Annotated in this window: 12 protein-coding genes and 1 tRNA gene; 9 read left to right on the top strand and 4 right to left on the bottom strand. The window is 39.3% G+C overall.

All coding sequences use genetic code 11. The features are described from left to right. The gene (locus tag BT797_RS04985; protein WP_075471243.1) at positions 1-2,295 is read right to left on the bottom strand and encodes a TonB-dependent receptor domain-containing protein; all 2,295 of its coding nucleotides are present in this window, start codon (positions 2,293-2,295) and stop codon (positions 1-3) included. 691 nt (positions 2,296-2,986) lie between these two features. Beyond that, a tRNA-Ser gene (locus BT797_RS04980) sits at positions 2,987-3,077 on the bottom strand. A 295-nt stretch (positions 3,078-3,372) separates the two neighbouring features. Between BT797_RS04980 and nrdD the strand changes: the two genes are divergently transcribed. The 4 genes from nrdD to BT797_RS04960 all read left to right on the top strand — a co-directional run bounded on the left by nrdD (position 3,373) and on the right by BT797_RS04960 (position 9,522). Continuing rightward, a complete protein-coding gene (nrdD, locus tag BT797_RS04975) occupies positions 3,373-5,508 on the top strand; it encodes an anaerobic ribonucleoside-triphosphate reductase (RefSeq protein ID WP_075471242.1) in 2,136 nt (711 codons plus the stop codon). Between the two features lie 96 nt (positions 5,509-5,604). Then, positions 5,605-6,144, top strand: coding sequence for an anaerobic ribonucleoside-triphosphate reductase-activating protein (gene nrdG, locus BT797_RS04970; RefSeq protein WP_075471241.1), 540 nt, complete (start codon positions 5,605-5,607; stop codon positions 6,142-6,144). Positions 6,145-6,939: 795 nt separating this feature from the next. Continuing rightward, positions 6,940-8,937 carry an SDR family oxidoreductase gene (locus BT797_RS04965; RefSeq protein ID WP_075471240.1) on the top strand — a complete coding sequence of 666 codons (1,998 nt, stop codon included), beginning with the start codon at positions 6,940-6,942 and terminating at the stop codon, positions 8,935-8,937. A gap of 129 nt (positions 8,938-9,066) precedes the next feature. Continuing rightward, positions 9,067-9,522: a GspH/FimT family pseudopilin gene (locus BT797_RS04960; RefSeq protein ID WP_045109719.1), complete on the top strand. Its 456-nt coding sequence runs from the start codon at positions 9,067-9,069 to the stop codon at positions 9,520-9,522. Between the two features lie 94 nt (positions 9,523-9,616). Here the strand turns inward: BT797_RS04960 and fadJ are convergent, their stop codons facing one another. Continuing rightward, on the bottom strand, positions 9,617-11,749 hold the full coding sequence (gene fadJ, locus BT797_RS04955; protein WP_075471239.1) for a fatty acid oxidation complex subunit alpha FadJ: 2,133 nt from the start codon (positions 11,747-11,749) through the stop codon (positions 9,617-9,619). Then, the gene (fadI, locus tag BT797_RS04950) at positions 11,749-13,059 is read right to left on the bottom strand and encodes an acetyl-CoA C-acyltransferase FadI (protein ID WP_045109717.1); all 1,311 of its coding nucleotides are present in this window, start codon (positions 13,057-13,059) and stop codon (positions 11,749-11,751) included. The genes fadJ and fadI overlap by 1 nt, the downstream gene beginning before the upstream one ends. 353 nt (positions 13,060-13,412) lie before the next feature. On the opposite strand from fadI, the gene BT797_RS04945 reads away from it, so the two are divergent. From BT797_RS04945 to BT797_RS04925, 5 genes are all read left to right on the top strand, one after another. After that, positions 13,413-14,369 carry an AAA family ATPase gene (locus tag BT797_RS04945; RefSeq protein ID WP_075471238.1) on the top strand — a complete coding sequence of 319 codons (957 nt, stop codon included), beginning with the start codon at positions 13,413-13,415 and terminating at the stop codon, positions 14,367-14,369. Positions 14,370-14,381: 12 nt separating this feature from the next. Next, positions 14,382-15,320: a DUF58 domain-containing protein gene (locus BT797_RS04940; protein ID WP_075471237.1), complete on the top strand. Its 939-nt coding sequence runs from the start codon at positions 14,382-14,384 to the stop codon at positions 15,318-15,320. A gap of 9 nt (positions 15,321-15,329) precedes the next feature. Beyond that, entirely contained in the window at positions 15,330-15,809 is a 480-nt protein-coding gene (locus tag BT797_RS04935; protein WP_075471236.1) for a DUF4381 domain-containing protein, read from the top strand. Then, positions 15,809-16,783, top strand: coding sequence for a vWA domain-containing protein (locus tag BT797_RS04930; protein ID WP_075471235.1), 975 nt, complete (start codon positions 15,809-15,811; stop codon positions 16,781-16,783). The genes BT797_RS04935 and BT797_RS04930 overlap by 1 nt, the downstream gene beginning before the upstream one ends. After that, positions 16,776-18,187 (top strand): VWA domain-containing protein (locus tag BT797_RS04925; protein ID WP_075471234.1); only part of this gene is annotated, 1,412 nt, incomplete at its 3' end. The genes BT797_RS04930 and BT797_RS04925, both read left to right, overlap by 8 nt.

Raw genomic sequence — 18,187 nt, 5'->3', positions numbered from 1 at the left:
TTAAAATTGGTATCGAGCTCCAATAGCAACACTTCGTCCTGGAGCTTGAATTACACCGCAATATGCACCAAGAGAATTACTATATTGTTGGTCTGTTAAATTTCGTCCATATAAATTAATGGTTAGTTCTTCAGTTGCCATATACTTTAATGTCAGGTCCCAACGTGTATAACCTATACCTGAGTTACCATTCAGTATTCTATTAGGCTTAGCTGCTGTATTTACTGAATCCTCTTTATCAGAAATGTTGCGCATAGTAATTCTGGTATCGAGACGTTGATTTAATAAACGCATACCTAGATAAGCAGTTAACTTGTTCTGATTAGGGAAAGGGGAATAAAAAGTGTTCCCACATGCCTTTTTATTCACTGGATCTTTAAGCGTTAATAGAACATTAGGGTTATAACATTGGTTACCTTCATCAACATCAATAATAGACGCAGACATACCACCGTAAGCAAAGCCAGTATCATAATTAATTGTCAACTCAGAGCCTTCAATTATTACGGGGTCAGTTCTATTAACAAAAGCAAGAGTATCTGTAGCATTCGCATCTGGAGTAATAACACCTAAATGCATAATCATATAATTATCCACTTTGGTACGATAATGAGATAAAGCGAGAGTTAGCTCGTCATCTTGAGTAAAAAGTTGTTCAAAGTTAAATGTTACACCGAGATCAAGATTTGTTGATGTTTCAGGTTTCAAAACTGGACTTGGAATTAATACTGTTGCAGAGAGGCCTGACGCAGGTGTTCCACCAGATAGAAGTGTTTCTGTTAAACTTGGTGGTCGCCAGCCTTTTCCATAATTTGATGATATTTCCATAAAATCAAAGGGACGAATTGATATACCTATAGTTGGAGACGTAGCATAACCAGTATTAGTCACCGAGTATGTTTCATCTATCCCTGTATCCATATTTGAGAACTTAGTCTTAACACTAGCATCACCTTTTAATTTATAACTATCAAAACGAACACCTGCGAATAAAGATAACCATTCAAGATAATCCAGACGAGTATCTAAGTAGGTGCTCGCCAATTCTCGCGAGCCTTTAGGTGTGGAAGCGATCCCTGATGCAGCTCCATTTGGCCCATTTATCTCCCGTGGTATTGTTCTATCACTTACCCATTCAACCCCATAGTCAGCACTAAGAATAGTATCTCTGAAATTTATAAAAGATTGATTGTTTAAGGTAATTCCATAAGTGTTCGTTTCATAAATTGAAGTCTGAGCCGAACAACGTTTACCCGTCATAAAGTAATATTTACCAGGATTTGTTATGCAAAGATCTTGGCTTGACTTTGGAATATTTGATGATTCTGGAAAGTATTCATGTAATTGTGTATTTGCTCGATATACTTTCGCGCTTAAATTCAATAATGGGTTATCTGACTGAAAGGTATAACCAAGATTAATATTTTCATTTTGTATTTTATCATTTGCTTTAAAACGCCAATGATGTAATGTTTCATCACTTCGACTATCATCATAATCAACAACATTAAATTCTGATTTAGTTTTCATATAACTTAGTTTTAGACTTTGGTTTTCACTAAAATTCCAGCGTATTTTTCCTAAATACGATGACATTGAGTAGCCTGTTTTGTATGTATTAAGTAGATGGTCCGGCACAGCAAATTTTTCTAAGATTCTATGACCAGATTGAACTCGTCCAGGCCTTATAATACTCTCACCTTCACTACCCATTCGATAATCGCCAGTTTTGGTATCACTGACAGCAGCCATAACTGAAACATTATCAGTTAACTTATAGCCTGCAGTAAAACTTGATTTATACTTATTACCATTTGCCCATTTACCAACACCCGTTTCACCACGAACAATCATTCCTCCATTATTATTTTTTTTAATAACGTCGTCAAAATCAACAGTTCTAAAATTAACTTGTCCACCAATTGTTCCAAGTCCCCCAGAACCTGATGAAACCCCTTTTTTTATATGGATCGAACTGAGTAATTCGGGATCAACAATTAAAGAGCCATTTCTGTCTTGATAACCACTCCTCTGAAAGTTTTGACGCATCCCATCAATATTAGTATTTACCCGTCCAAAATCTTGTACCCCCCGCATATTGACGCTAACAGTTGGATCGGAATAACTAATAGGTGTGTAAACACTTGGTGCATCTTGTAACATTTCGGCGGCATGTTGATGTGAACTAGAATCTAATTCAGCTCGATCTATAATTTCTTTTCTTGAGTCTTCTTCACCATCTATTGCATTAGAGCCTCTAACGACAGTTGTACCAATGACAACATTATTATTCATAGATGATTCTGAATTTGGTAAATTTTGAGCAAATAAAGAGCTACTGTATAACGCAGTACTAATAAAAACTATTAACGTTGGTTTTTTTTGTCAATGAACATTAATTACCTAACTTATAAAGGCGTGAGACCGAGGCGAACACAAGCGCGAACGCAAATCATTATTATTCAGTTAATGCTAGTAATTAAATCATTTATAGTGATAAGTGTCAATGTAGGATGGAATATTAATATTAACGACTTAAATTGATGTGATTTGTTAGTTGTAGTTACTTTACTGGTCAATGACTCCATAAGGGCACACTAACCCTCTTTCTCAAAAATAGTTTTCATTTCTCCTCTTGCTTTAAGCAACTCATTGCTTAATCAAGTTAGCCTGACTACCAATGCCCTCTGTAAGATTTATTTATCACAGAATAAGGGTTAGAAAATCTGTTTTTTAGAAGTGAAATATAAATAGCACTATTTCCGTGAGGAACGGTATTTAACTGTAAAACAGAGAATATTTAAGAAGGAATTACAAAGCCAAGACTTTCGAATTGAAAATGAATATAGGATTTTTCCAATTAGAAATAATGGTAGGACTAAACAACTAATAATTGTTTATTACGAGTATTCGAATAATGATATGGAGATTGATTTTAATACTGTAGATAAGAAAGACTACTAAAATTAGCACTCTCTTGAATGGATGGCGGAGGAGGAGAGATTTGAACTCTCGAGGAGCTATTAACCCCTGCTGGTTTTCAAGACCAGTGCATTCGGCCACTCTGCCACCCCTCCGCAGCAATGGAGCAGATATTAGAATAAGCTCCCAGACTTGTAAAGCTTTTTATCTCATCACGATACCACTGCTCACTTTACGTTTAAACATCGCTTAAAAAGCAACTTACAAGTAAAACCAGTTTGTTTATTGATCGACAATACAGTCTTGATAAATCCAAGTGAAGCCTTAATTGTTTTTGATCTAAATCAATACAAAAAAAGTAAACTTAAAGCCTAATACACTACATATTGTGTCTAATGTTTGAAATTAACCCACATATAGTGTGGGTGTATAATATCTAAGGAGTATTTTGTGGATCTATTTGTCATTAAACGAGATGGTTGTCGTGTGCCTTTTAACATTCAATGCATACAAAACGCCATTTTCGCAGCGGCTAAATCAGTGCAACAAGAGAGTCGTCATTATGCGGCAGAAATGGCGAATAAGGTTCATCAAATACTGATCCAGCAAGATGTATCCAGTGAACATGCAATCGAAATCCATACGATTCAAAACACCGTTGAAGATGTGTTGATGCAAGAAAGCAACAAACTCATTGCCCGCGCTTATATCGAGTATCGTCATCAGCGCGATATAGCCCGCGAAACGCAAAGTATTCTAACCAACGAGATCAAAGGGCTTATTGAACAAAGCAACGAATCATTGCTTAATGAAAATGCCAATAAAGACAGTAAAGTGATCCCTACGCAACGAGATTTGCTGGCGGGAATTGTCGCGAAACATTATGCCAAGCAACATATCTTGCCACGTGATATTGTTCATGCGCATGAATCTGGCGACATTCATTATCATGATCTTGACTATGCACCTTTCTTCCCGATGTTTAACTGTATGCTGATCGACCTTGACGGCATGTTAACCCAAGGGTTCAAAATGGGTAACGCTGAGATTGAAACACCTAAATCCATTACTACGGCAACGGCAGTCACTGCACAGATTATTGCACAAGTGGCTAGCCACATTTATGGTGGGACCACAATCAACCGTATTGATGAGGTCTTAGCGCCATATGTCACCGCAAGTTTTAATAAAAACACCCTATTAGCAGAAGAATGGGATATCCCGAATAAAGAGAAGTTTGCACGTTCACGCACAGAAAAAGAATGTTTCGATGCGTTCCAATCGTTAGAATATGAAGTTAATACCTTACACACTGCTAATGGGCAAACGCCCTTTGTTACCTTTGGTTTTGGTTTAGGGTCGACTTGGGAAGCACGGCTAATTCAGCAATCAATTCTTAAAAACCGTATTGCGGGTTTAGGTAAAAATCATAAAACGGCTGTTTTTCCAAAACTGGTCTTTGCAATCAAAGATGGTTTAAACCATAAATCCGCAGATGCAAACTACGATATTAAGCAGCTTGCACTAGAGTGCGCAAGTAAACGTATGTATCCAGATATTTTAAATTACGACCAAGTAGTAAAAGTTACGGGGTCATTTAAAACCCCCATGGGTTGCCGTAGCTTCTTAAGCAATTATGAAGAACAAGGTGAATTAGTGCATGAAGGCCGTAATAACTTAGGGGTTGTCAGCCTTAATTTACCGCGTATCGCCATTCAAGCACAAGGTGATGAATCGCGCTTCTATCAATTACTCGATGAACGCTTAAGCCTGTGTAAACGCGCACTAGAAACTCGCATATCTCGCCTTAAAGGTGTCAAAGCACGTGTTGCGCCAATCTTGTACATGGAAGGAGCCTGCGGTGTTCGCCTCCAAGAAGATGATGACGTATTAGAAATATTCAAACATGGTCGCGCATCTATTTCTTTAGGCTACATAGGTTTACACGAAGCAATCAATGCACTATTTGGTAATCAAACACACCCTTTTGATAGTAATAGATTGCAACAAAAAGCCACTGCCATGCTTACTCATATGAAAGCTATTACAGAACTGTGGACTACTGAAACTGGTTACGCATTTAGTTTGTATGCAACACCGAGTGAAAATCTGTGTAGTCGTTTTGCTAAATTAGATAAAATAACCTTTGGTGATATCACGGATGTGACAGATAAAGGCTATTACACCAACAGTTTCCATTTAGATGTTGAGAAACAAGTTAATCCATACGACAAAATAGATTTTGAAATGCCCTACCCTGCGATTAGTAGTGGTGGTTTTATCTGTTACGGCGAATATCCCAATATGCAACACAACATCGAAGCGCTAGAAAATGTATGGGATTACAGCTATTCACGCGTTCCTTATTACGGCACTAATACACCGATTGATGAATGTTACGCCTGTGGTTATACCGGTGAGTTTGAATGTACCAGTAAAGGGTTCACCTGTCCGAAGTGCGGTAATCACGATGCTGCGAAAGTCTCTGTTACCCGTCGAGTCTGTGGTTACTTAGGTAGCCCAGATGCGCGTCCTTTTAATGAAGGTAAACAAGAAGAAGTAAAACGACGCGTTAAACATTTATAAATTAATCAATTTTTTACAACACATTTATAAAAAACCATATTCAGATTAATTAACTAGCTAGTCAATCTCTTATTGGCTAGCGTTTAAGAAGTAAATATGCACTATTCTCAATATTTTGACCTTGATGTCATCAATGGCCCAGGAACAAGGGTAACCTTATTTGTCAGTGGTTGTGAACACCAATGCAAAGGCTGTTATAACCAATCGACTTGGTCTCCACGCAATGGTTCCCCATTCGACCAAGAGATAGAAGACAAAATAATTAATGACTTGAATGATACGCGGATACTCCGTCGAGGATTAAGCTTAAGCGGTGGCGATCCTCTCTATCCAGCAAACTTAGAAGCTATATTAAAACTAATAAAAAGAGTTAAAAAAGAATGTGTTGGAAAAGATATATGGCTATGGACAGGTTATACGATAGAACAATTAACACCACAGCAAAAAGCCGTCGTTCATTATATTGATTATCTTGTTGACGGTAAATTTGAACAACAACAAGTCGATCCAAGTTTAAAATTTAGAGGTAGCAGAAATCAACGAATAATCACAATTACAAAGAGTAAAAATAAAAAATTGGCGACATCGAGCACATTATTAACGAAGGTAAATATTAAACAACCACAAGTGAATTAGTCGCATCACAAATGATAGCGCTATCAATTACAGAAACACAATTAAAAAATAATTAATTGTGAAAAGGTTAATTTTAGAATTTAATACTTTTGGGCTAGATATGGGCTGTTGAATAAATATTCTAATATTAAAGTCTTACTATGCACTATTACTTAATTAATAATATACGTTGAAAGGTCAAAAACCCTTACCAAAATAAGTTATCTAAAATTAATTTTTTTGACTTTAATCATACGAAAATCATCGATAATGTAGGTTGAAAGCGGTGAGATTTTATAAACTTTAACACAAAAGTATTAGTGCAAACGCCCACCAAACTACCTACAAATAAATAGAAGCTTTCACTTAAACAGTAAGTAACTGATAAATAATAACTTTTTTATTTTAGGTGATTAAGTTTTTGCTAATACCCTGCCACCAAGTTGTAGCTAACAATAATATTTAGAATATGCCATCCAAAATTAGCATTATTTTTAATTTCACAAGTCAATACTTGTCAATAACACGTAAAAAAGTAAACTTTTACGTTGTAAAAACGAAGTATAACTACGATTGAAAAAATCGAGCTTTTACACTAAACGTTAATTTTTAGTTAACAGAACTTACCAACACAAAAACCTAACAATGCGTCATAAAATACTGACAAGCTGTTGTTAGAAAAGCCAAATATCAAGTTACGTTAACGGAACAGCATTGACATTCATTTTTATATCAATGATATTACTACTACATAAGTGATACACGCTCACTTTAAATTTAACAAAAAGCAAACACAGTTTAATTGAGGATAATGGAATGAAATACTTAGTTACCGGTGGTACAGGATTTATTGGTCGATTCTTAATTGAACGTCTAGTAGAAAGAGAAGATGCGTTAGTTTATGTATTAACTCGCCAAGGCTCAGAGCACAAGTTCAATGCATTAAAGGATCGAGTGCATAAAAGTGTTAAAAGTCGTATCAAAATGGTTACTGGTGATATCACTAAAGCGAATTTAGGGATTGATGAGCAATGGTTAGCAGAGCACACAGACCAAATTGATAACGTTTACCACCTTGCTGCAATCTACGACATGAAGGCCGATGCCGAATCACAAGAAACTGCGAATGTTGTAGGTACACGCAACGCTGTTGAAGCATCTGTAAATATGAAGGCAAAAAGCTTTCATCATGTAAGTTCTATTGCTGCAGCGGGCTTGTTCAATGGTACTTTCTACGAAGATATGTTTGAAGAAGCTGAAAATATGGAGAATCCGTATCTTCGCACCAAACATGTTTCTGAAAAAGTAGTTCGTGATGAATGTTCAATTCCTTTCCGTATTTATCGTCCAGGAATGGTTGTTGGTCACTCTAAAACAGGTGAAATCGATAAGGTAGATGGTCCATACTATTTCTTCAAACTATTGAAAAAGATTCGTGAGACAATTCCAACATGGATGCCAATGATCGGTGTTGAAGGCCGTCGTCTGAACATTGTCCCTGTCGACTATGTTGCAGATGCAATTGACTACATTAGTCACAAGGAAGAAGTGCACAGTAACTGCTTCCACCTTGTAGATCCAAAACCATTTAAAGTGGGTGAAGTACTTAATATCTTCGCTACAGCGGGTAACGCACCAAAAACGGCATTCCGAATTGATTCTCGAATCGCTAATTTCTTACCGGCTTCAGTTCGTCAAGCAATCACCCATTTACCAGCAGTAAAACAGCTTACTGAAGGGGTATTAAATGACCTTGGCATTCCAAAAGACGTATTGAACTTCCTTAACTACCCAACAAGCTTCGATGACCGTGAAACAGCACGTGCGCTAGAAGGTTCTAATATCAAAGTGCCTCGCTTAGACGCATACGCACCTGCGGTATGGGATTATTGGGAGCGTAACCTAAATGATGACCTAGTCAATGACATGACCCTGAAAGGTAATGTAAGTGGTAAAACAATTATCATCACAGGTGCAAGTTCTGGTATTGGTGAGGCAACGGCATTAAAACTCGCTCCAACAGGCGCCAAATTAATCCTTGTTGCACGAGATGTCACAAAACTAGAAGCAACACAGGCTCAAATCCAAGAACTTGGTGGTGAAGCACACATCTATTCATGTGATATTTCAAACATGGAATCATGTGATGAATTAGTTAAGTCAGTGCTTGCTGAACATGAATTTGTTGATGTATTAATCAATAACGCTGGTCGCTCAATCCGTCGTTCAATTGATTTATCATTTGACCGTTTCCATGATTACGAAAGAACAATGCAGTTAAACTACTTTGGTTCAATTCGTTTAATCATGGGCTTCTCACCAAGCATGTTAGAACGTAAGCAAGGTCATGTAATTAACATCTCATCAATTGGTGTGTTAACAAATGCGCCGCGTTTCTCTGCTTATGTTGCATCGAAAGCAGCACTTGATGCCTTTACACGTTGTGCCGCATCAGAGTTCTCTGACCGTAACGTAAACATGACGACGATTAACATGCCGTTAGTACGTACACCTATGATTGGTCCAACGAAAGTATATGACAATGTACCAACGCTTGCTCCATCAGAAGCAGCTGATTTGATTGCTCAAGCAATTATTCGTAAGCCGAAACGTATCGCGACGAAAGTCGGTATTATGTCTGAAGTACTTTACTCACTATTCCCTAAAGTAAGTGAGATCATTATGAACACGGGCTACCGTATGTTTAATGATTCAGCTGCTGCGAAGGGCAAAGAAGAAGACAAAGATAAACCAACACAAGCAAGTACCGAGCAAGTTGCATTTGCAGCTATCATGCGCGGTGTGCATTGGTAATCTAACCTGTCATAAACAGACTCTAATAAAGTAATGTGAAGGGACCACTCTATATACTAAAAAGTGGTCCCTTTTTTGATCCTTGTTATCATGTTAATCTATTGTTTTCTTTAACAAGGATGTGTAAGAATGAAAAAATCATTGGGTTTCACACTCATCGAATTAATGATCACTATCGCTATCTTTGCCATACTCATTGGCATTGGCGTTCCCAGTTACCAAAATACCATACAACAAAGCCGTATAGACGACGCGACCACATTGATTAATAGCGCGCTTAGTTATGCCAAAAATACTGCTATTGCCCATAACCGTCCTTTATATATGACAGCTGCAGATAATGTTCTTACCCTAGCAACGAGCACAGCGGTTGCAGCTGAAGTCGTTAATAGAACAACGATAGATACTGACAGTGATTCAAACTTATCAGTTACAGGTCTTACCTCTGTCATTATCTTTCGCGCTAACGGCACTATCACGGCAGATAATACGATTCGTTACAATCCCGACGGTAAAGGTATTAATATTACGGTCAGTGCTAATGGTGATACGACTGTTAATCCAATAACTGGTGATAGTCATTAATCTTGTATTAAATGAGTGCACTTAAAACAAAAAAGCGGCGTTAGATTTACATCTAACGCCGCTTTTAAATTTAATAAGCTAATGCATCACGCAATTAGTTATAGAATTTTTTATCTTCTTTTGCCATTGCTATAAGCGATTCACACGGTGCAAAACGCTCACCGTATTTATCTTGATGACGTTCTAGCTTGTCAACAAGTTCAGCAATACCAATTGAATCCATGTAATGGAATGGACCGCCTAAGAAAGGAGGGAAACCGATACCAAAGATTGCACCAATGTCACCATCACGCGCACTACGTAAGATACCTTCATCAAGACAACGTGCCGCTTCGTTCAGCATTAATAATACTGCACGTTCTGCAATTGCTTTCGGATCCATTTTAGCTTCAGGTTTCAGGTTAAATAGCTTGTAGATAGATTCATCAACTTGCTTCTTACCTTTCTTCGCTTTCTTACCATATAGGTAGAAACCTTTTTCGTTCTTACGACCTTTACGATCATCAGCCAGTAGCTTATCGAACGCAGCAGGCGCTTCAAAACGGCTACCTAGCTCTTTCGTTAAGATTGGACCGATCTTAGCACCAACATCGATACCGACTTCATCAAGAAGTGTTACAGGACCAACAGGGAAACCAAAGTTAACTAATGCTTTATCAACGGCTTCAATAGGTTCTTGTTCTAAAATGATACGTGCAGCTTCGTTCATGTAAGGCGCAAGAATACGGTTTACATAGAAGCCAGCACCATCTTTAACAACGATAGGTGTTTTGCCTTGCTTACGCGCAAATTCAACCGTTGTTGAGATAGTTTGGTCAGACGTACCTTCATGCGTAATGATCTCTGCAAGTGGCATTTTGTCCACTGGACTGAAGTAATGCAGACCGATTACATTTTCAGGACGCTTCGCTTCAGAAGCAATCTGAGTAATAGGTAAAGAAGACGTGTTTGATGCGAAAATTGTATTTTCGTTACAATTAGCTTCAATATCTGCCACCATTTTGTGCTTCAATTTAAGATCTTCAAATACCGCTTCAACAACAATGTCAGCGCTCTTCACACCAGTGTACTCAGTTGTACCTGTGATCATAGCCAGTTGACTTTGCATGTCGGCTTTCGACATAAAGCGACGTTTAACTTTCTTATTTAGAATGTCATACGTGTATTTTTGGGCGTTAAGCAGACCTTGTGGTGCAATATCTTTAATACGCACAGGTACTTTCGCTTTGGTTGCAGTAACGTTAGCGATACCGCCACCCATTAAGCCACCACCAAGTACGATTGCTTTTTTCACTTTCTTCGGTGCAACACCTTCAACGCCATCTTCTTTCTTCATCTCTGTTGTCGCAAAGAAAATGCCACGCAGTGATGCTGATTCAGATGTCATTGCAAGCTCTGCAAAACGTTTTGCTTCAAGTTTTAAACCTGCTTCAAAACCTTTTTCTTGACCAACTTTAACCACTTCTAGAATTGCTTCTGGTGCAGGATAATTACCACGGGTTTTAGAAAGCGTTTGTTTTTTAGCTTGATCGAACATGATGTTACGACCAATTTTGTTTGTTTCTAGTAGCTTGCTAGTTAAATCACGTTTGAGGTGACGTTGGATCTTACCTTTTTTAGCTAACTTAACAGCCACTTCAAGCAGTACTGTTTCAGGCACTACATCGTCAACAAGTCCCATTTTAAGCGCTTGTTTACCACGTACTTGTTTACCTGTTAACATCAAATCAAGAGACTTAGCCACACCGATTAGACGTGGTAGACGCTGTGTACCACCACTACCAGGTAATAGACCTAGCATCACTTCAGGTACACCTAATACTGTCTTTGTACTTTCTGTACAAACACGGATATGACAAGCAAGAGCAAGTTCTAAACCACCACCCAAACAAGGGCCGTGAATAGCTGCAACAACAGGAATATTTAATGATTCCAGTTCACCCATAACACGGTGACCTTCAAGTGATAACTGCTCTGCATCTGCAGCCGTTTCACACGCATCAATCATAGTCACGTCAGCTCCAGCAACAAAGCTATCTTTTTTGCCACTGATCAGTACTAAACCTTGTAGGTCTGAATTTGATTTAATTTCTTTCATCAAATCAGAAATTTCATCAGCGAACTCCGCACGTAAAGTGTTCATCGTTTCGCCGGGTACGTCCATTGTTAGAACGCCAATCTTATCTTCACGGATCTCAAGTGAAAATGTTTTATCTTGCTGACTCATTACGCACTCTCCACAATCATTGCTACACCTAGACCACCAGCAGCACATGCCGCCGTTAACCCTAGACCACCACCACGACGTTTCAATTCATGCAATGTTTGCGTGATCATACGTGCGCCAGTCGCTGCAAATGGGTGACCATATGCAAGTGAACCACCCAGTACGTTGAACTTACTTTCATCGATATTAGCAACGCGCTCTGGGCGACCTAATTTTTCCTGTGCAAACGTATCTGACTCTAGACATTTTAGGTTTGCTAATGTCTGTGCAGCAAATGCTTCATGCATATCAAATAGTGCTAAGTCGTCAAATTTAATACCTGCACGGTCTAACGCTTCAGGTATCGCATATGATGGACCAATTAGACCATCAACATCAGCAGGCACAGCAGCATAAGCATAACTGCGAATATAACCGAGTACTTCTAGACCAAGTTCTTTCGCGCGGCTTTCACTCATTAATAATACCGCAGCCGCACCATCTGTAAGTGGCGTACTTGTTGCTGCAGTTACAGTACCGTGTTTACGGTCAAATGCAGGACGTAGTTTCGCATAACCTTCAACTGTTGAATTTTTACGAATGTTGTTATCTTCAGCAATAAATGACTTCATTGGTTCTGGATAAGCCGTCATTACTTCGTCTTTTAGCTTCCCTTCTTCCCAAGCTTTAGCAGCCAGAGAGTGAGAACGATGAGCAAGTTCATCCTGCGCTTGACGCGAGATGTTATAAGACTTAGCCATTTGTTCTGCTGTCTGACCCATAGTCAAACCCGTACTGTACTCTGCAACCGCAGGTGCGACAGGCAATAAATCTTTCAAGCTTAGCTGACGGGCAATTTTTAATTTATCACTAGTCGTTTTTGCTTTGCTTAAGTTAATTAACTGATGAGCAAGCTTTTTAGATACGCCAATTGGCACGACTGAAGATGAATCTGCACCACCAGCAACACCACAATCAATAGAACCAGCCATGATAGACTCGGTAACATTTGAAATAGCTTGGAAACTTGTCGCACATGCACGTGATACACTGTATGCATCGGTGCCGATGTCCATGCCAGTGCCTAATACGATTTCACGCGCAATGTTTGGCGCTTCAGGCATTTGAACAACTTGTCCAAATACAACTTGCTGAACAATTTTAGGGTCAATGTCGTTACGAGTAAGCATCTCATTAACAACCATTTTGCCTAAATCTAATGCTGGAACCCCATGAAACGCTGTTGCTTGTTTAGCAAACGGGGTACGTAATCCAGTGACCACCGCGATACGATCGCCGTTGCGGGTGGTTAGGCTTTGTGGTTTAGCCATCACTTATCCTCATTCCGTTAAGTAAAAAGAGGTCAGACCTCATAAAATTAAGTCAATATTAACCTTTTGGTCACAATATTCAAACATTAGTTTGAAAATTGAGTCTTTCATCTTAGATATGTGATCCAAAAGAAAATATTGTGTGAAAAAATAATGCTTAATAGTAGTCATATCAACCTAAAGAGAAAATATCTGTAGATATATTACTCCCATCCGCACTATAAAATAGTCATTACCAGTAAAGTTCTGTAAAAACATTTTATAAAATTTTTATATAAAATAAGTTTGAACTTTTACAGTCAACACATTGTCGGTAAAGTAGTGTTTATATTAACTTTATACGATAGATAATTATGCCAAAATCAAACTTTAATCAATTACGCGGCTATCTTAACAGCCAAATTCTTGGACAAGCAAAACTTGTCGACAATTTATTAATCGCGTTACTAGCAGATGGTCACATCTTAGTAGAAGGTCCACCCGGATTGGCCAAAACACGTGCAGTAAAAGCACTGGCAGATAGTTTAGAAGCCAATTTCCATCGTATTCAATTCACGCCCGATTTACTGCCTGCAGATTTAACCGGTACTGATATCTATCGCGCCGAAACCGGCACCTTTGATTTTCAACCCGGTCCTCTGTTCCACAATATTGTGCTTGCGGACGAGATTAACCGTGCACCAGCTAAGGTACAGTCTGCGCTGCTAGAAGCTATGGCCGAACAGCAGATAACGGTTGGCAACAAAACCATGTTATTACCAAAGCTATTTATGGTAATGGCAACGCAGAACCCAATTGAGCAAGAAGGTACATACCCATTACCCGAAGCACAGCTCGACCGTTTTATGCTACATCTAGAAATTGACTACCCAGATAAAGATACTGAATTACAAATTTTACGGTTAACCACACAAGAAGCACAGCAAGACGCGGCTACACCCATTACAAAAATCACTCAACAAGCGATTATGCAAGCGCGTGAAGAAGTACTTAATATTCACCTTGCCCCTGCCCTCGAGCATTACCTTGTCGATTTGATCATGGCAACACGAAATCCTGATACCTTAGATACGCAGCTAGCCAGCTGGATCAACTATGGTGCAAGTCCACGTGCGACTATCTCTCTTGCCCGCTGCGTACGTGCTCGTGCTTGGTTACACGGCCGTGATCATGTATTACCCGAAGATATCCAAACCTGCCTCTACCCTATCCTACGTCATCGTTTACTACTGAGCTTTGAAGCGGAAGCTGATGGCATTACTGCAAACCAAGTTATTGACCGCATTTTGTCATTAATTGCATTTTCGTAAACGAGTTAGTCTATGTCTGCAATCGACGTTTCGATAAAAGAGCTGCAACAATACAGCTACCAAACCAATAGCCTGTTAGCGAGCAAAACCTTAGCCAAAGCACGGTTGGCCGGCGGTCACCTTTCGCCAATCAAAGGTCGTGGTATGGAGTTTAGCGAGTGTCGTCAATACCAACCTGGTGATGACATCCGTAGTATTGATTGGCGTATTACCGCACGCACAGGTAAAACCTACAGTAAGTTATTCAGTGAAGAAAAAGAGCGGCCTGTTTATGTCTTACTTGACCTGTCATCAAGTATGTATTTTGGCAGTCAATACCGACTAAAATCAGTGCAAGCCTGTCACCTGACTGCATTACTAGCGTGGGCGACAAAACATAAAAGTGATCGTGTAGGCGGTATTATCATTGGAAATTTTGGTCATAAAGAGCTAAAACCACAACGTCAACAACGCGGTATTATGCAATTACTCAGTGAAACAGTAACCTTGCATAATGCACAACTGACTATGTCTCAAACCGTTAGTGTTGATGCGACTAATAACATGAATACCGAGCCGAAAGAATCGCTTACAAGTGCCCTTACTCGTTTACGCTTACTATGTAAAACTGGCAGTCATATTATGATCATCAGCGATTTTCTTCATCTTGATGACAAAGCACAAAAGCAATTAGCGTTATTAAAACGGCATAATGAAGTTGAAGCTTGGCAAATTTACGATCCGTTAGAGCTCTCTCTTCCTAGCATTTCTGGCGATGTCCGCCTCGCGGTATCAAATGGCCAACAACATGGCTTCGTTAATCCAAGTAACGCGATCTGTCGTCAAAAATATCAACAACATGCAGATATGAAACAACAAGCATTAAGAAAAATAATGAATCGATACGGTATTCGTCACCACAGGATCAGTAGTGGTGAATCATTATTGAGTCAAATTAAAGGTCAAGGGTAAATAAAGCGCATGGATCCGTTAGCACAATTAAAAGACATTCATCTACCAGCGCCAGTATCGACATGGCCACTATCACTGTATTGGTGGCTAGCTATCATCGCTGTATTATTAATAATTGGATTAGCTATTTACGCTGTATTTCGCTACATCGAAAAATCCAAATTAACCCGCTTAGCACTAGCTGAATTAACACAATTACAGCAGCAGGGTTGTAAGGTAAACGACTTACACCATCTGCTTAAACGTATTGTTTTAGCCAGTTTCCCACGTGAAACCGCGGCCTCTTTACACGGTAAATCATGGTTAAGTTTCCTCGATCAACAAGCCAGTTCTAAAAAACGGGTATTTACCGAGTTTTCAAATAATTCAGCATCATGGATACTTGATTTATATAGTGCGAAACCAAATATGATCGCTGAATCCTCGCATTTTGAAACCTGCCAAAACTGGATAAAAAGAACACCGCTTATGCCTGTGGAGAAACAGTAATGTTTGAATTTAATTGGCCTTGGCTATTACTATTATTACCATTACCACTACTTATTCGTTTTTTAAGTACAGCAAGCCGACCACAATTGCCGTTAGTACTCCCTAATTTACCTTATATTGATACAACGACGGGCACGACAACAAAAAAGCCTCGTACCATGGTGCTTTTAACATTAATGTGGTTATGTCTTGTCATCGCCTCTGCACGCCCTATGTGGATAGGTGAACCACAGTCAGTTCCACAAAAAGGCCGTGAAATGATGCTCGCAGTCGATCTGTCGGGTTCTATGCAGATGAAAGACATGCAAATCAATAACCGTATGGTCGATCGCTTATCATTAGTAAAAACCGTTGTTGCTGATTTTATCCAACAGCGTAAAGGCGACCGTGTCGGACTTATTTTCTTTGCTGATAATGCCTATTTACAAGCTCCGCTTACTTTCGATTTAAAAACTGTCAGTGGTTATATGCAACAAGCTGTACTTGGCCTCGTTGGTGAAAAAACCGCGATTGGTGAAGGTATTGGTTTAGCGTTAAAGCGTTTTGATGCTGCAGACAATCCTCAAAAAATATTGATATTACTCACCGATGGTCAGAATACCGCCGGTGAAGTAAAACCACTCGAAGCGGCTAAATTTGCACAAGAACAAGGCGTTAAAATCTATACTATTGGCGTCGGCGCAGATGCTTATTATCAACGCACTTTCTTCGGTAAAGAGAAAGTAGACCCTTCAAGTGATCTAGATGAAACTACTTTAAAATCAATCGCAGCGCAAACTGGTGGCCAATACTTTCGCGCGCGTGACGCAAGTAGCTTAACCGCTATCTATGCCGAACTCGATAAACTAGAACCAGTAGAGCAAGCGCAACAACAATTCAGACCACAAACAGATCTGTTCCACTGGCCATTAGCAATCGCGTTATTATTGTCCATTTTAGTCTGCTATTTACGTCAAGGAGTGAGCCATGACTGATTTTATGTTATTACGCCCATTATGGTTACTGGCGTTATTACCTCTCATCGCACTTGCTTGGTATTTTCGTAAGAATGATCAAGCAAAAGGTTGGCACACGGTACTTTCGCCTGAAATAGCGCAGTTCTTATTAGCACAACATCAACCAACAACAAAATCCAAGCATTTCTTTATACCATTAGTCTGTATTTGGGTACTCACAACTATTTCATTATCAGGCCCAAGTTTTAGCTATACAGAGCGTCCAGTGGCAAGTATTTCACAAGCCAAAATAATGGTATTAGATATGTCATTATCGATACGTGCGACGGATCTTAAGCCAAATCGCCTAGCGCAACTTCGCTTTAAAAGCACAGACATAATTAATGGCATTAAAGAAGGGGAAATAGGCTTGGTTGCTTATGCAGGTGATGCATTTGTTATCTCGCCATTAACGACAGACACAAGCACTTTATTGAACTTGTTACCAAATTTGTCTCCTGAAATTATGCCTGTAAAAGGCTCTAAGCCAGAGGCAGGTATTCATCAGGCAATCGAGTTACTCACTAATGCAGGCTATCAGCAAGGACAAATTCTGCTAGTGACAGATGGTATTAATTCAGATCAAGCTAATAGCATCAACGCGTTGTTAGCCGACACGGATTACAGCTTATCGATTCTTGGTATCGGCACCGCACAAGGGGCCCCGATTAAAACCATTAATGGTCAATTACTTAAGAGCAACCAAGGAAAAATCGTCGTACCTCAGCTGAATGCCCGTTTATTGAAAGACACGGCACAATCGAACTCAGGACAAGTACAAGTAATAACTCACGGTAGCCAACAGTTGAAGGACTTATTTAACCATCCACTCAGTTTTAAAAATAACCAAAAGACGGAACTAACCACAGAACAGCGTAATGATGATGGTATTTGGCTACTGCCTTTAATCGCCTTATTAGCGGCATTCAGTTTTCGTAAAGAGTTATTTTTTAGCTTTTTCTTCATGTTTTTACTACAACCAGAATCGAGCTACGCGGCCGAGACCTCGGTATGGAACAACAGCAACGAAAATGGTGCATTGCTGTATCAAGATAAGCAATACCAGCAAGCTGCTGATACCTTCTCTGACGAAAAATGGCAGGCCAGCGCATTATATGAAGCGGGAAAATACCAACAAGCTATCGATCTGTGGGCGAATGATCCAAGCAGTGATTCCTATTATAATCAAGGTAATGCTTTAATGCAGCTCGGTAATATTGATGAAGCCACTAAAGCCTACGAGCAAGCACTAAAATTGGATCCTAAAAATAACGATGCGAAAGGTAACTTAGCACTTGCTAAGCAAATAAAACAACAACAGAAACAACAACAAGGTGATAAAGGCAAAGACAGTCAAGACCAACAAGACAGCCAAAGCCAGCA

Source organism: Moritella viscosa, assembly GCF_900120065.1.
GTDB lineage: Bacteria > Pseudomonadota > Gammaproteobacteria > Enterobacterales > Moritellaceae > Moritella > Moritella viscosa.
Note: the sequence above shows the minus strand (reverse complement) of the source record. Positions and strands in the feature narration are given on the sequence as shown.

Bases quoted from the DNA above. Each gene is read 5' to 3' on its own strand.
- BT797_RS04965 (WP_075471240.1), top strand. From the start codon at position 6,940: ATGAAATACTTAGTTACCGGTGGTACAGGATTTATTGGTCGATTCTTA.
- nrdG (WP_075471241.1), top strand. From the start codon at position 5,605: ATGCACTATTCTCAATATTTTGACCTTGATGTCATCAATGGCCCAGGA.
- fadI (WP_045109717.1), bottom strand. From the start codon at position 13,059: ATGGCTAAACCACAAAGCCTAACCACCCGCAACGGCGATCGTATCGCG.
- BT797_RS04985 (WP_075471243.1), bottom strand. From the start codon at position 2,295: ATGAATAATAATGTTGTCATTGGTACAACTGTCGTTAGAGGCTCTAAT.
- BT797_RS04960 (WP_045109719.1), top strand. From the start codon at position 9,067: ATGAAAAAATCATTGGGTTTCACACTCATCGAATTAATGATCACTATC.
- BT797_RS04945 (WP_075471238.1), top strand. From the start codon at position 13,413: ATGCCAAAATCAAACTTTAATCAATTACGCGGCTATCTTAACAGCCAA.
- BT797_RS04930 (WP_075471235.1), top strand. From the start codon at position 15,809: ATGTTTGAATTTAATTGGCCTTGGCTATTACTATTATTACCATTACCA.
- BT797_RS04940 (WP_075471237.1), top strand. From the start codon at position 14,382: ATGTCTGCAATCGACGTTTCGATAAAAGAGCTGCAACAATACAGCTAC.
- BT797_RS04935 (WP_075471236.1), top strand. From the start codon at position 15,330: ATGGATCCGTTAGCACAATTAAAAGACATTCATCTACCAGCGCCAGTA.
- fadJ (WP_075471239.1), bottom strand. From the start codon at position 11,749: ATGAGTCAGCAAGATAAAACATTTTCACTTGAGATCCGTGAAGATAAG.